The sequence below is a fragment of the Metallosphaera sedula DSM 5348 genome (genome assembly GCF_000016605.1).
Taxonomy (GTDB): domain Archaea; phylum Thermoproteota; class Thermoprotei_A; order Sulfolobales; family Sulfolobaceae; genus Metallosphaera; species Metallosphaera sedula.
On the sequence record NC_009440.1, the window covers coordinates 565603 to 577810 of the forward strand.

Sequence of the window (12208 nt, forward strand, 5' to 3'; positions counted from 1 at the left end):
AAGAACATTTAAATATATTTACCTTAACTTCCCTAATGGTCGACGTTGTAATACCTATCAGTGTTTCCGGCATCTGGCGTCCTTTTATTTCGGACAACCCTACGCGATCTGGCTCCATAGGGATAACGGTTATCCTGGAACCTTATTCCTTTGCTAGAGTTACAGAGGGAGAAGGTGTGTATCTCAACGGAAACCCAGTGAAAATGAAAAACCTAGAGTATCTGGAGGCTAAGATGGGGAAGGTTAGAGTAAATATGGAAAGCAAAGTTCCGTTGGGATTTGGATATGGCATGAGTGCCTCCGTGAGTCTAGCGTACGCCCTGGGTGCGTCGCAGATAAGGGGAATAGATCTGGAACAGGCAGCTTTGTTAGCCCATGAAAGTGAAGTTATCTCGGGGAACGGGCTGGGAGATGTGGTTTCCCAGTTCTTTGGCAGAAACATAGTTTACAGGGAGAGACCTGGATTTCCGCCATATGGAGTAATAAGAATCTTTGAGATATCTTCAGATGATATATATTCTAAACCTTTGGAGGCACTTCCCACTAAGTCTATCCTTCAGCCGCTTGATGTTTCGTTTACCTTGATTAATGAGTTCTTGAGTAACCCATCCATTGACAAATTTTTTGAGGTGTCCAGGAAATTTACCGAGGCTCTGGGATTTACGAGCCCATTTCCTAACTCCTTCCGAAAGAAGGGACTAATACTTAAATTGGGGAAACCGGAGTCGGACTCATGGATAAGACACAGGATAGCAAGTCGAGGAGCATACGTGGAATAGTACCTGAGAATCATCCTAGAAGAGAGTCAATACTGGTCAGAGAAAGACTCGTGGAGGCAATGGAGAGGGAAGTTGTGGTTCCCCAGGGGCTGATAGCTCAGGGTAGAGGAGAGTGCTTCGATTATCTAATAGGCGAGAAAACGAGGGATTTTGCCGAGAGAGCCTTGGAGGTAGCTGCGGTTCTCTTGATTGAAGCCAAAAACCCCGTGATTTCGGTAAACGGTAACATGGCAGCTCTCGTGCCAAGGGAGATAGTTGAACTGGCTGACGCGATCCCAGCTAAGATTGAGGTCAACCTCTTCTATAGGGATGAGATCAGGGAGAAAGCGATCGAGAAGGTGTTGCGGGAGGCTGGAGCAAGGGAAGTACTTGGAGTTGGGGAGGACGCGTCTGAGACAATACCAGAACTCTTTAGCCAGAGAAGGAGGGTAAGCAAAAGAGGTATCCTCTCCGCAGATGTGGTTCTCCTGGGACTTGAGGACGGTGATAGGACTGAGGCGTTGGTGAAGATGGGCAAGAAGGTCATTGCCATAGACCTCAACCCGCTCTCCAGGACTTCTCTAACTGCCAGTGTGACAATAGTGGACAACGTGATCAGGGCAATACCAGCCTTGAGGGAGAAGGTCCTTAAGATGAAAAGCCTGAGCAGGGAGGAAAGGGAAAAGCTCCTGAAAGGATATAACAATAGAGACGTCCTAAGGGGTGCCATGAAGTTCATGTCCGAGAGGCTGGCTCAGCTCTCCCTAGACTTATAGTTCTCCCTTCCTGGAAAGGTTCCCGTTTTTACGTCGTTAATGTATCTTTTCACAGCTTCACGTATCTCAGCCTTCAGGTCTAGATACTTCCTGGAGAAATATGGCTGTATATCTCCCATTCCTAAGAGGTCATGTATCACTAGAACCTGACCATCGCAGTGGGGACCTGCACCTATGCAGATTGTGGGTATGGACACCTTCTCCGTTATTTTCTTGGCTATTTCGGCGTAAACGTTCTCTATTACGATGGAGAACGCCCCTGCCTCTTCCAAGGCCAATGCGTCCGAGATCAGTTTTGCCTCGTCCTTCACAGTTCTGTAACCACCTAGAGTGAGATACCTTTGTGGTGTAAGGCCTATATGCCCCATAACGGGAACCCCGAACTTAACGATGTTTGCTACCCTTTCATAAACCTCTACTCCTCCCTCGAGCTTCACGGCGTCCGCGCCCTCGCTAGCCAGAATACCTGCGTTCTTAACTGCAACTTCATTGGAGGGCTCGTAGCTCATGAAGGGCATATCCACGACTATTAACTGCCTCGGGGAGGCTCTCACTACGGCCCTGGTGTGATGAATCATATGGTCCATGGTAACCTGGAGAGTAGAGGGAAACCCCAACACGTTCATTCCCAATGAGTCCCCGACTAGAAACCCGTCCACTTCAGTCTCCGACAGGATCTTTGCCATGGAGTAGTCGTACACTGTCAACATGGTTATCTTTTCTTTCCCCTTCTTTTTCAGGAAATCCCGAATTGTTAACCTTTGCATTGCTTATCCTTGCTATTCTAGAGGCCAGCGTTAAAATCTTCTTTATCCTTGTGGAGATATCCTTGGTTTCCTCGTACTGAACAGATCTTTTGTAGACGTCAAGGAGGAGGGGAAGATCCTCAAAGGCTAACCTTTTGAACATAGCCCTGTCTACGTCGCTCCTGATTCCCCTCTGAAGAAGAAGCTGGAGCTTCCTCTCTATATCCTCCAAACCGAGGCTCGTTGCTTGAGTCCTTATCAGGACAATTTCCGGGTCCTCCTCCCCCTGATCTAGGGCATCTCTCACGGACTCAAGGTCAATAAACCTCCACCAATGTTGGTTGCTGGACTTGTAGGACGTCTCGATAATCCCGAAGTCCCTTTCCAGGGCCCTAAGGATCATCTTGGGCTCAAAGTCGTAGCCCAGTTCCAGCAACTTGGAGGTTAGGGTTTTGTAGTCGAAGTCCCCTACCTGACCCCTTCCTCTCTCCTCTACAATGGATAGAGCTACCCTCAGAATTATCGAGGCCTTTTCGTACTTCAGCAGTGCCTCCGTTAGTCTATCCTTGATTCCCCCAATCAATATGCGATATCTTGAAAACATTATTATTAGTTCAATCTACTTACGATAGTGTATGATCGCGGACCATTCTGCTGTGAGTGTTACAGCGCTATACAAGAGCGTAGGACGTAAGGAGATTCTCAGGGGTTTAAGCTTTGACGTGGAGGAGGGCGAAGTCTTCGGTATCATAGGACCTAACGGTGCTGGAAAGACCACCACGTTAAGGGTACTTAGCGGGATCATTATCAGTTACTCTGGAGATGTCAAGGTTTTCGGGGAGAACCCGCGATCTGCCAGGGCAAAGGGATACATATCCTATATGCCTGAAGATGCCTTTCCCTATGATAGACTCACGGGCATAGAAAACCTTCAGTTCTATGCAAGGATTTACTCCAGGGGCGACAGGAAGCTTGAGGAGAGTTACCTGGAGAGAGGGATAAAGATTGCCTCCTTGGGAGATAGAATTTATGATAGGGCCATGGAGTACAGCAGAGGAATGAAGAGACGCCTAGTGATTGCCAGGACTCTCATGGTAAATCCGAAGTTGGCAATACTTGATGAGCCCACATCTGCTCTCGACGTGGAATCCTCAGTTAGAATTAGGGACATGATCAGGTCAATGAAGGGAAACACTACCTTGATTCTATCTTCCCATAACCTCCTAGAGGTTGAGTACATGTGCGATAGGGTCCTGATGATAAACAGTGGAAGGGGAGTCAAACTGGGTAAACCAAAGGAGATAATCGAGGAGACCGGGACTAGAAACCTTGAGGAGTCCTTCATAAAACTCGTGGGTGAAGGGTAGTGCTTTACGATCTCCTCAAAAAGGAATGGATAGATCTGAAAAGGGATAGGAAGATCCTCCTTGTCTCAATTCTCCTGCCTCTTTTCCTTCTCCCCCTCATAGGGGTAATAATCTACGCGTCGGTCGCCTCTCAACCTCCCACCGTGGGAATAATAAATAACGATACGTCCAACACACCCTACGTGAACGAGCTTGCCAGTTACGTTAGGAGTCATGGAGGGATAGTATACATCAACAACTTCACCATAGTCCCAGACGTCGAGATAATTTTCCCCCAAGGGTTTGCTGAAAACATCTCGAACATAGACAAGGTTGCGATGGTGAGGGAGATCGTTTTGATCTCTTCCCAGAGCAATGCCCAGAACATAGTGAACAATGGTCTATATCAGATCCTCTACAACACGTCTCTGGAGAGGATCTCGTTCCTGGCCAACGAAAGCCACGTTAATGTGTCTCCATCTACCATAAGGGAGCCTCTTGTTGTGGAATTGGGCTATATAAAGCCTACCAAGCAAGTCGCATCAAGTAGCACCGACAGGCTGGGGCAACTGGCGAGGGTCATATCTCTTATCCTCTTCCCTGCAGCAACCCCTGTAATCTTTTTCCTGACGGACGGGATACTAGGGGAAAAGGAAAGGAAAACCCTCGAGTCTCTACTTGCCTCTCCCATTTCTCCATTCCAGTTTATATCAGCGAAGCTAATAATTTCCATGGCCCTTGGTGCTATTTCCTCCTTGGGTGATTTAGTGGGGTTGATAGCCTTCTCTGTATTTGCTCCCTTCATAGTAGGCGGAAACGCAGGACTTACCCTGACCTTCTCGCTCTCGGTCGTTATTGCCTATTTACTCATGGTTTTGCTCACGGCCTCTATATCCCTAGTACTGTTGATCTTAATAGGAGGCTCCCAAAGGAACATCCAGTTAATTAACCTTGTTATCACCGGCTTCGGAATGCTGGCCTCTTTTTCCTCCCTGGTCCTTAACTTCAGCTCCCTAGGTCCCCTTTCATTCATACTCGTTATCCCTTACGTTCAGATTGTGGGAGGTCTACTTGATGGAGTGTTTGGGCTGACCACCTCAATGATCTACCTCTACCTGGGGACCCTTACTGCCTCGATCCTCCTAATCGTGATCTCGTCAAGGATACTAAACCCAGAAAGACTGCTTCTTAAGTAGTGATAAGTTTTTAATTGTAAAATAGAACATTAATGTATGGGTAGCCTAAAAGCATATGTGTTATTAATTACATCCATAGGGAAAGAAACAGATGTTCTAAACGAATTGAAAAAGCTTGAGGGAGTTAAGGACGGAACTGCTGTATATGGAGAATATGACGTTGTGGTGGAGATTGAGGGAAAGGATTTGGACGACATTAACAGAACGATAAGCCAGATAAGGAGAAACCCAAATATAATTAGAACAGTAACTCTCATTTCAATGTAATCAGCTTTTTTATTCTCTTCATAGGTCAGAACGTCTCTGCCACATCACTTATTAGTACTATAAATATAAGGGGACCCACCTATGCTCATCCTTCCCTGGAACCCAGGGTCACAATCCCATAGGCCCATTACTTTTGTCTACAGCTAACTTAAAACAGTTACTCCTCAAGTCTGGTCTATCTCGACCTGCTCCTCGTCTGCGCCCTCTTCTATAACCTTTAACCTCCTAACCAACTCCATGACCAATAGATCAAGCTGAGCCACCCTTGCCTCTAGGTAGGCTACTGACTCCTCAAGCTTCTCTGTATTTTCATTCCTAGAATTCTCTTGATTACCTCCCTCCATCCCGTTCTTGATATAGAACTTAACTAGATCAGTTACCTGAATTCCCATATCCTCAGCTTTCCTTTTCAGTTCCTCGTACATCCATTCGGGAAGGGAGAGGTGAATCGTTGGCACTGTAGTTTCCTCTAATAAAAAGTATAGGGAGTCCTATTATATTAATCTTGCTCATTAAGTACTCCTCTTGAAATAGGAAGATGGTACTACCGCTACAGAATATACTTAAACCTTATCGATACAAGATATGTATTAGGTCTACAATGAGAGTAATTACATTCAAGGCAGAAGAAGATCTACTTGAGTTATTGGATAGATATGCAATAAGGTATGGCCTCAATAGGAGTGAGGCCATAAGGAAGGCCATAGAAAAGATGGTCAAGGATGAAATGAGTAAGGAGACAGTTCCCGTTGCGAGAGTAGAAAGAATGAAACTGTAAAAATTAAGGTTTATACAAGTAAATTCCTTTCTTAAGATTGTTTTCATCTATCTCGTTCTCAAGATAAACCTGGAGCCCCGTGAGGTTTAGGAATTCGTCCGGCGGATCCAATGGCATAAGGTGTCCCTTAACCCAGTAATGCATTGGGATCACAACTGATGGAGATATTTCCTTGACAAGCTGTGATGCCTCTTTCCCGTCAATGGTTATTACTCCGCCTACCGGTAAAGCCAAGATGTCTGCAGCTAGATCTTTTATCAGGCTCTCCCTCGGATACTCCCCTATATCTCCCATGTGAACAAAAGACAGATTCCCGATCTTCACAGTGTATATGCTGGTTTTTCCGCGGGATTTACCGCCGTTTCTGTCGTGATTAACGCGTATACCCTGTATGGAGTAACCTGAAGAGGAGAAGGTCCCAGTGAAACCCGTTCTTTTCTCCTTACTTTCTATTATTTGAAACGCGTTATGGTCGTAGTGATCATGGGTCATGAAAACATACTCTGCCCGCCTCATGACTGGCCTTGGGAGACCTATACTTCCTCCGTCGTGCGGGTCTATGACTAAAAAGTCACCTATAGATATCATGGAATGTCCGTGAAGTCTTATCATGGAGCTAAAGAGGCTCAGGAGCTCAAAAATCTAGATGCTATCCTCTTCGCGTCCTCTGCACTTACCCTATGACCAGTATCTGCCATCTTCTTAACTTCGCTCAACACTACCTTTAACTTCTCGTCATCCAGGTATATACCCTGGTCCTCAAGGATCTTTCTAAGCCCATGTATTCCGCTATGTTTACCCAAGGCAAGTCTCCTGAAGTTGCCGACTTCCTCAGGTGACATGGGCTCGTAGGTGAGCGGATTTTCTATAACACCATGAACGTGGATCCCGGCCTCATGTCCAAAAGCATTGTCCCCTACTACCGCCTTGAAGAACGGGACTGGAACACCCGTAAGCTCTGATACAAGCTTACTGGTGTCATAAAGTAACCAGGGCTTGACTCCAACCTCGTAATCTAGGAGCTTCTTCAGGGCCATCACCACTTCCTCAAGGGATGCGTTCCCGGCCCTCTCCCCTATACCATTAACTGTAACATGTACCTGTCTAGCTCCGCCCACAACACCGGCTATGGAGTTCGCTGTAGCCAATCCAAAGTCATTGTGGCAATGAACACTTATGATCCTCCCCGAAGCTACAGAAACTACTTTCCTAATTACTTCCTGGAACTTGAAGGGATGCATTACCCCAACGGTATCTGGTATATTTATCCTATCAGCGCCAGCCTCAACTGCGGTTTTAACAGCCTGCAATAGGAACTCTTCCTCCGTTCGCGTAGCGTCCTCAGGGCTGTACTCCACTATCAGGCCGTGAGATTTTGCGTACCTCACGGATTCATAGATCCTGTCTATTACCTGTTCTCTCGTCATTTTCAACTTATACTTAAGATGCACGTCCGAGGTGGCAATGAACACATGGATGCTTGAAAGACCTGCCTCTATACCCTTGTCAATATCGTTCTTATTTGCCCTAGCAAGACCTGTGACCTCAACGGAGTCTCCCACTTCCTCTATGATCTTCTTGGTTGCGATGAACTCGCCCTCTGAAGATGCTGGAAACCCTGCCTCTATCGTGTCTACTCCTAGCCTTTGCAACTGCCTTGCTATCCTCACTTTCTGATCTATGGTAAGATCTATCCCAGGAGCTTGCTCTCCGTCACGCAAAGTTGTATCAAATATTCTAACTCTTCTAGTGGAGAACACTCATCCCTCTACCCACATTAATAAACAACTCCATATTTTTATAAATCTTTCCTAGTTAGGGTATGAATAATTTCTTTTGCTATGTGGAGTTTTCTTCTCTTCATGTAAGTCATGGGTACGTTCTCCCTTAGAAAGGGTTTAGAGTACATGCCTATGAAATCTGAGTCCAGATCCATGGCGTAGAGCCTAATTGATCTTGCATTGAAGGTTTTCGCCAAAACGAAGGCCCTATCCCCATCTGTGAAACCACCATATAACTTCAGTCTTCCAAAGGGGTAAACCTGAGTTGTGCCTATCACACTCCTCATCATCCCTAATTTCCAGTGCAGAGGCATGTTATCCCCATGGGCATGAACCACGTACATTGAGTCTGGAAAGGTCATCAACCCATCTAGATCCGTGACAACCACATCCGGGATTATCCCCCTCTTCACAAGATAATTAGTTGCACCATCAGCTGAGACTATGACATCGCCCCTAATCTCGTTAACACGTTCCAGGGATGGACCAGCTCCCACTAGGGCCACATCCTTTCCGTCTATGATTTTAGCCAGTCTGTACTCTAGATCCTCTGTAATTCTTAGGTTAAGTAAGACAGATGAAATATAATCGTCTCTGAGGGAGAAGCCGAACTCGCTTCTTATCCTGTCATAGAACCTGAGCCATCTGAACTGATCATGAAATATATGATGTCACCCTCCCTAGATATTTCCTTGATCTTATACTTGCTCCTGATTATGGGTAAAAAGGGACTATCCCTAGATATGGAGAACACTACTTCCCTTCCCAGGAGGTACTCAAGTGCCTCCAGGGGGTTACCGGAACACGTGAAATCGTCTAGATCAATTGTGAAATCCATCGAATATCTCCCTCGTTTTATCGAAAAGTGATGTGACCTTCTCTAGAAGGGGCTTTACCTCAGCTTGTCTTGCCGTGACGGAGGGAGCCTTAGTTGGAGACTCATTCATAAAGGTCACGGGGATAATCTCCCTCCAGGTTTCCTGGATCTCTGATATGACTGCCTTAATCGTCTGATCGATTTCCCTTGTCTCGATTAGATAGCCTAAAACGTCCACGGGAGATCCGCTTGCGGTGAGGATTCCATAGAGGGAAAGCAGGGTCGAGGCAAGGTTCTCAAGGGTCTCCTTGCACCTCACCACAGTGTAGTATAGGTCCCCGTCATTGAACGCGTCAGTGCTCTCCTTCAAGGTTCTCGTAGCCCGAAGTAGATATTCTGAAGCAAGGGCACTGTTATTCAAATTTCAACCACCTCGCCTTTCTTGATGTTTTTGATATCAATTAGCTTTTTCCCAAGATAGTTAACCACTCGCCACTTCTCCTTGAAAATGTTACCTGGATCGTAAAGGATATACCCTGCAGAAAGAATGCTTAGAACCACAGGGTAATGATGCTCTAGTTCCTTGGGGCTTATCACTATACCCGTGACTGAAGGATCAGATCCTGTTTCAATTACGATTTTCCTTGCTTTATCTTCCCTTCTTTGTTTCTTATAAAAATAGTGAAATATTTGTCCCCTTGCGAGGAATGAGATTTGATCTACGCCATCTAGGACTACCAGCATTAATACGGGATCTGAAGGAAGGAAAGCGAGACCTCTCAGTTTGTCCCCGTAGTGCTCCAGGATTGATTCAGATAGATCTGATACAAATTCCCAAACGGTCATGTTTAAAGTCTTAAAGAAACTGAAATAAAGTTATGGATTACTGGATCCAGCGTTACCAGTCAGCTAGGCCAGCTATGAAGATCGAGATCATAGATATGGACGTTCCGTGCGATTCCAAGTGCCTAGAGAATACAGAGTTTCGATCCCTGATGGAGAATGACACATTTAGGTCAAGGCTGGAGGTTGTGGATAGCCTCGTTGAGCTTGTGAGGGAACAGGTTAGGACTCTCAGGAGAGAGGTTCAGGGCAGAGTGGGCGACTTCAAGGGAGATCTAGATTCCTTGACTTACACGGTTTACAGATTGGTGGAATACGGGGGGAATACCTCCCTGGGCGAGAAGCTAACCTTTGAGGGAAGGATAATTGCCTCAGGGAATTTTCAGGAGCTCGTTGATGTAAACAAGTCCATTGAAAGAATTAGGATGGACCCAGATATCAAGTCCATCTGTGACGAGATTAGATATTTAATCGAGGCACTGTGGGAACACTTTGAGAAGAATATGGTGAAAATTCAATGAAAGTGAGGGTTGGAATAGAGGGTTTTTCCATAGACTCGGCCCATTACACGCTTTCCTCTCCCAAGGATAATCAGCTACACGGGCATACCTATAGGGTTACGGTGGAAGTAGAGGGAGAAGTTCACGAGGAGAATGGTTTTGTTGTGGATTTCAACAAGTTGAGGGAGCTGATTAAGGAGGCCATCTCGTCCTGGGATCACAAGTTCATTGTTCCTAGAAGAGATATGGACAAGATTAGTATAACTTCACCGTTCAAGTTAGAAGTGAAAATAATTGAAGCTCCCTATCCCACTGTGGAGTACATAGGCATGGAGATTGCTAAATACGTCTTCACAAGATTAGGGAGCAATTTCAAGGTATTCGTCAAAATATATGAGGGATCCGATTCCTATGCCTTGATAGAATACCCTTGAATCAGTCAACAATCATCCTCAGGCCTATTGGATCTACCCTCGTACACGACTGGCACTTCCTGAGAAGCTTGAGCGTTCCCTCCGAGACCTTCAGGCAGGTATCCTCTCCCCTATCAACCTTAGTTAGAAACTGTTCAAGACTGTCATTACATGTCTCCTCCGTCAAGGTAAAGTAGCCGTTAAATTCGCCTCTCCACACAGGCTTTTCCCCCTCAAATAGAATGACTCCACCATAGATCAGGGAGTAACAAGGAATAGGACTACTACATGATGAAATCCTCATGGTACTACGGATCCTCTCAACCCACTCACCTGAATCCTGAAGGGGATAATGGGCTATACAAACCCTGTAACCCTCGGCATTTAACACTGTTACCTTAGGCACCACTATCCTCAAGGCCTATCCTCCTTACAAGGGGTTTATCTTGAATGTAGTTCTTGTCCAGATAGCTAGCAATTTCGGCTTTAGCTAGCTCATACCCTATATACAGGGCATGTTCTGGCGAGATATCCCCTACTTCCCTTAGGAGCGTTCTTCCCACTAGAAGCCCATCTTGCCCTTCAACAGACACCTCTTTCTTTCCCCTAAACGAAGCTACTATTTTTCGATCCTCAAGGACAATGTGAACGAAGCCAGCCCTGTCCATTTCTGGTTCAATTTCCCGTGCAGGTATCCTTTTTGTTTGAGGGGAGAAGGCTTTCAATCTCTTTTTATCCTTAAGGAGGAGAAGATCTATTCCCACATCCTTGGGTACCTTTCCCTGAGAGTGAGCAATGGAAACCATCTTAGTGGCCTCTCTCAATTCCCATACACTCCATCTGGTCTTTCCCTTCTCCATGGTCAAGAAGACTGAAATACCTAGCTCCATTCCCATAACTGAAAGAAGTGCGTTTACCCCATGGCTGTCAGCATCAATCAACTCCGTAACATTCAACGTACCCATCATTAGTGGTGTATCTGGTAAAGTTGCCCTTAGCCTAGCATAATCCAAGATACTCTCCGTGAAGCCCATGAGAGGGGGTGAGAGAACTGGGTCAGCAATGAGCCTATCGAAACCCATGTGCTTGGCCTTTCTCACAAGGTTCACAGTTGTCTCAGCCCTATTCTCTGTCGAGAAGGGGGCCACAACGAACGCAGACTCCTTCTTGAGCTCCTCAAGTTTCTCCATGTTGTCCTCATTGAGATTGAGGACTAGAGACGCACCTTCCCTTACTCCCTCCTTTAGTATCTGAGGGGAGTCGCTGTCTATCCCCACAACCGAAATCACGTCCCTAACAGACTTAACCCTTCTCCTTACCTCATCTAGATCCGAGAAACCTACCGGAAACCCCACCACCACACCATCCACGTATGGTTTTACTCTCCCTATCTCGTGAAGCCATTTGTCTAGAGGCTGTGATGGGTCGAGTTCGAGGAGAAGCCTAAAGGGTGGAGGGCGAAGCGGAATCCTAAACCCTATATCGAACGCATACTGAGCGTTAGCCTCAACCTCATCCAGAATTTTCATGGCATCCTCCATCAACGAGGTATTTAGAATGACGTCAGCAGGGTATATGGTAGATAGCTCTACACCATTCCTCAGAGCATCTATCACCCTCACCACGTCCCAGGCATTTTCAGTTCCCTTGTAGGTCTTAATTCCGAGTTCCTTCTCGATTATCTTTGCGTCACCATAAACTAGCCCTGGCAAAACAAGATAGTCGTATTGAGATAGGAGCTCCTTTCTCTCCTTTAACTTCTCTAGAATGTACCTTATGCTCATTAGGGAGGCAACAGGGTAATCTAGGGCCAAAATGGAGACGCCTTCCAAGTTTTTGACAGCCTCCTCCAAGATCGGCCTAGCCAATTTACCTGTAATTAGCAGTACTCTCATGATCCAGGAGATCTTAGAATCGTAAGTTAAAATAAATGACATTAAGTTGGGCTGTATCAACCTAGTATGTTCACAATGATAATTTGATATTC

19 protein-coding genes are annotated in these 12208 nt (G+C 45.9%); 8 read left to right on the forward strand and 11 right to left on the reverse strand.

Annotated elements, in window-relative coordinates; genetic code table 11:
• Window positions 1–35 precede the first annotated feature (35 nt).
• Window positions 36–779, forward strand: a complete 744-nt coding sequence (locus MSED_RS03125) for a GHMP family kinase ATP-binding protein (RefSeq protein WP_012020575.1) — start codon at window positions 36–38, stop codon at window positions 777–779.
• Window positions 734–1534, forward strand: coding sequence for a 4-phosphopantoate--beta-alanine ligase (locus MSED_RS03130; protein WP_012020576.1), 801 nt, complete (start codon window positions 734–736; stop codon window positions 1532–1534). The genes MSED_RS03125 and MSED_RS03130 overlap by 46 nt, the downstream gene beginning before the upstream one ends.
• On the opposite strand, the gene panB is transcribed toward MSED_RS03130, so the two are convergent.
• Window positions 1513–2301, reverse strand: coding sequence for a 3-methyl-2-oxobutanoate hydroxymethyltransferase (gene panB / locus MSED_RS03135; RefSeq protein WP_012020577.1), 789 nt, complete (start codon window positions 2299–2301; stop codon window positions 1513–1515). The two genes, MSED_RS03130 and panB, sit on opposite strands and share 22 nt — an antisense overlap.
• Window positions 2195–2863 (reverse strand): hypothetical protein, encoded by a 669-nt coding sequence (locus MSED_RS03140; protein WP_144418730.1) that lies wholly within the window; start codon window positions 2861–2863, stop codon window positions 2195–2197. Before MSED_RS03140 ends, panB begins: the two co-directional genes overlap by 107 nt.
• Before the next feature lie 52 nt (window positions 2864–2915).
• On the opposite strand from MSED_RS03140, the gene MSED_RS03145 reads away from it, so the two are divergent.
• From MSED_RS03145 to MSED_RS03155, 3 genes are read left to right on the forward strand one after another with little or no spacing between them, the layout of a single operon-like run.
• Window positions 2916–3647 (forward strand): ABC transporter ATP-binding protein, encoded by a 732-nt coding sequence (locus MSED_RS03145; RefSeq protein ID WP_012020579.1) that lies wholly within the window; start codon window positions 2916–2918, stop codon window positions 3645–3647.
• Window positions 3647–4822, forward strand: coding sequence for an ABC transporter permease (locus MSED_RS03150; protein WP_012020580.1), 1176 nt, complete (start codon window positions 3647–3649; stop codon window positions 4820–4822). Before MSED_RS03145 ends, MSED_RS03150 begins: the two co-directional genes overlap by 1 nt.
• A gap of 36 nt (window positions 4823–4858) precedes the next feature.
• Window positions 4859–5089, forward strand: a complete 231-nt coding sequence (locus MSED_RS03155) for an Lrp/AsnC ligand binding domain-containing protein (RefSeq protein WP_012020581.1) — start codon at window positions 4859–4861, stop codon at window positions 5087–5089.
• A 164-nt stretch (window positions 5090–5253) separates the two neighbouring features.
• Here the strand turns inward: MSED_RS03155 and MSED_RS03160 are convergent, their stop codons facing one another.
• Window positions 5254–5547: a hypothetical protein gene (locus tag MSED_RS03160; RefSeq protein WP_012020582.1), complete on the reverse strand. Its 294-nt coding sequence runs from the start codon at window positions 5545–5547 to the stop codon at window positions 5254–5256.
• Between the two features lie 143 nt (window positions 5548–5690).
• Between MSED_RS03160 and MSED_RS03165 the strand changes: the two genes are divergently transcribed.
• On the forward strand, window positions 5691–5867 hold the full coding sequence (locus tag MSED_RS03165) for a ribbon-helix-helix protein, CopG family (RefSeq protein ID WP_012020583.1): 177 nt from the start codon (window positions 5691–5693) through the stop codon (window positions 5865–5867).
• Between the two features lie 3 nt (window positions 5868–5870).
• On the opposite strand, the gene MSED_RS03170 is transcribed toward MSED_RS03165, so the two are convergent.
• The 6 genes from MSED_RS03170 to MSED_RS03195 are packed head-to-tail and all read right to left on the reverse strand — an operon-like array spanning window position 5871 to window position 9311.
• The gene (locus MSED_RS03170) at window positions 5871–6479 is read right to left on the reverse strand and encodes an MBL fold metallo-hydrolase (protein ID WP_012020584.1); all 609 of its coding nucleotides are present in this window, start codon (window positions 6477–6479) and stop codon (window positions 5871–5873) included.
• 14 nt (window positions 6480–6493) lie between these two features.
• Window positions 6494–7627: an isopropylmalate synthase gene (locus MSED_RS03175; RefSeq protein WP_012020585.1), complete on the reverse strand. Its 1134-nt coding sequence runs from the start codon at window positions 7625–7627 to the stop codon at window positions 6494–6496.
• Between the two features lie 38 nt (window positions 7628–7665).
• A complete protein-coding gene (locus tag MSED_RS03180) occupies window positions 7666–8313 on the reverse strand; it encodes a 6-hydroxymethylpterin diphosphokinase MptE-like protein (RefSeq protein ID WP_404802723.1) in 648 nt (215 codons plus the stop codon).
• Complete coding sequence (locus tag MSED_RS03185) at window positions 8268–8486, reverse strand: hypothetical protein (RefSeq protein WP_012020587.1); 219 nt, start codon at window positions 8484–8486, stop codon at window positions 8268–8270. Before MSED_RS03185 ends, MSED_RS03180 begins: the two co-directional genes overlap by 46 nt.
• Window positions 8470–8886, reverse strand: a complete 417-nt coding sequence (locus MSED_RS03190) for a HEPN domain-containing protein (RefSeq protein WP_012020588.1) — start codon at window positions 8884–8886, stop codon at window positions 8470–8472. Before MSED_RS03190 ends, MSED_RS03185 begins: the two co-directional genes overlap by 17 nt.
• Complete coding sequence (locus tag MSED_RS03195; protein ID WP_012020589.1) at window positions 8883–9311, reverse strand: hypothetical protein; 429 nt, start codon at window positions 9309–9311, stop codon at window positions 8883–8885. The genes MSED_RS03190 and MSED_RS03195 overlap by 4 nt, the downstream gene beginning before the upstream one ends.
• 32 nt (window positions 9312–9343) lie before the next feature.
• Between MSED_RS03195 and MSED_RS03200 the strand changes: the two genes are divergently transcribed.
• Window positions 9344–9829: a hypothetical protein gene (locus tag MSED_RS03200; RefSeq protein WP_012020590.1), complete on the forward strand. Its 486-nt coding sequence runs from the start codon at window positions 9344–9346 to the stop codon at window positions 9827–9829.
• Entirely contained in the window at window positions 9826–10242 is a 417-nt protein-coding gene (locus tag MSED_RS03205; RefSeq protein ID WP_012020591.1) for a 6-pyruvoyl trahydropterin synthase family protein, read from the forward strand. Before MSED_RS03200 ends, MSED_RS03205 begins: the two co-directional genes overlap by 4 nt.
• 1 nt (window position 10243) lies before the next feature.
• Here MSED_RS03205 and MSED_RS03210 read toward each other — a convergent pair whose 3' ends face one another.
• Both MSED_RS03210 and MSED_RS03215 read right to left on the reverse strand, forming a co-directional pair.
• Complete coding sequence (locus MSED_RS03210) at window positions 10244–10639, reverse strand: hypothetical protein (protein WP_012020592.1); 396 nt, start codon at window positions 10637–10639, stop codon at window positions 10244–10246.
• A complete protein-coding gene (locus MSED_RS03215; protein WP_048059991.1) occupies window positions 10620–12116 on the reverse strand; it encodes a dihydropteroate synthase-like protein in 1497 nt (498 codons plus the stop codon). Before MSED_RS03215 ends, MSED_RS03210 begins: the two co-directional genes overlap by 20 nt.
• Window positions 12117–12208 lie beyond the last annotated feature (92 nt).

Bases quoted from the DNA above. Each gene is read 5' to 3' on its own strand.
- MSED_RS03125 (WP_012020575.1), top strand. From the start codon at position 36: ATGGTCGACGTTGTAATACCTATCAGTGTTTCCGGCATCTGGCGTCCT.
- MSED_RS03205 (WP_012020591.1), top strand. From the start codon at position 9,826: ATGAAAGTGAGGGTTGGAATAGAGGGTTTTTCCATAGACTCGGCCCAT.
- MSED_RS03130 (WP_012020576.1), top strand. From the start codon at position 734: ATGGATAAGACACAGGATAGCAAGTCGAGGAGCATACGTGGAATAGTA.
- MSED_RS03195 (WP_012020589.1), bottom strand. From the start codon at position 9,311: ATGACCGTTTGGGAATTTGTATCAGATCTATCTGAATCAATCCTGGAG.
- MSED_RS03215 (WP_048059991.1), bottom strand. From the start codon at position 12,116: ATGAGAGTACTGCTAATTACAGGTAAATTGGCTAGGCCGATCTTGGAG.
- MSED_RS03170 (WP_012020584.1), bottom strand. From the start codon at position 6,479: ATGATAAGACTTCACGGACATTCCATGATATCTATAGGTGACTTTTTA.
- panB (WP_012020577.1), bottom strand. From the start codon at position 2,301: ATGCAAAGGTTAACAATTCGGGATTTCCTGAAAAAGAAGGGGAAAGAA.
- MSED_RS03165 (WP_012020583.1), top strand. From the start codon at position 5,691: ATGAGAGTAATTACATTCAAGGCAGAAGAAGATCTACTTGAGTTATTG.
- MSED_RS03145 (WP_012020579.1), top strand. From the start codon at position 2,916: ATGATCGCGGACCATTCTGCTGTGAGTGTTACAGCGCTATACAAGAGC.
- MSED_RS03155 (WP_012020581.1), top strand. From the start codon at position 4,859: ATGGGTAGCCTAAAAGCATATGTGTTATTAATTACATCCATAGGGAAA.
- MSED_RS03200 (WP_012020590.1), top strand. From the start codon at position 9,344: ATGGATTACTGGATCCAGCGTTACCAGTCAGCTAGGCCAGCTATGAAG.
- MSED_RS03185 (WP_012020587.1), bottom strand. From the start codon at position 8,486: ATGGATTTCACAATTGATCTAGACGATTTCACGTGTTCCGGTAACCCC.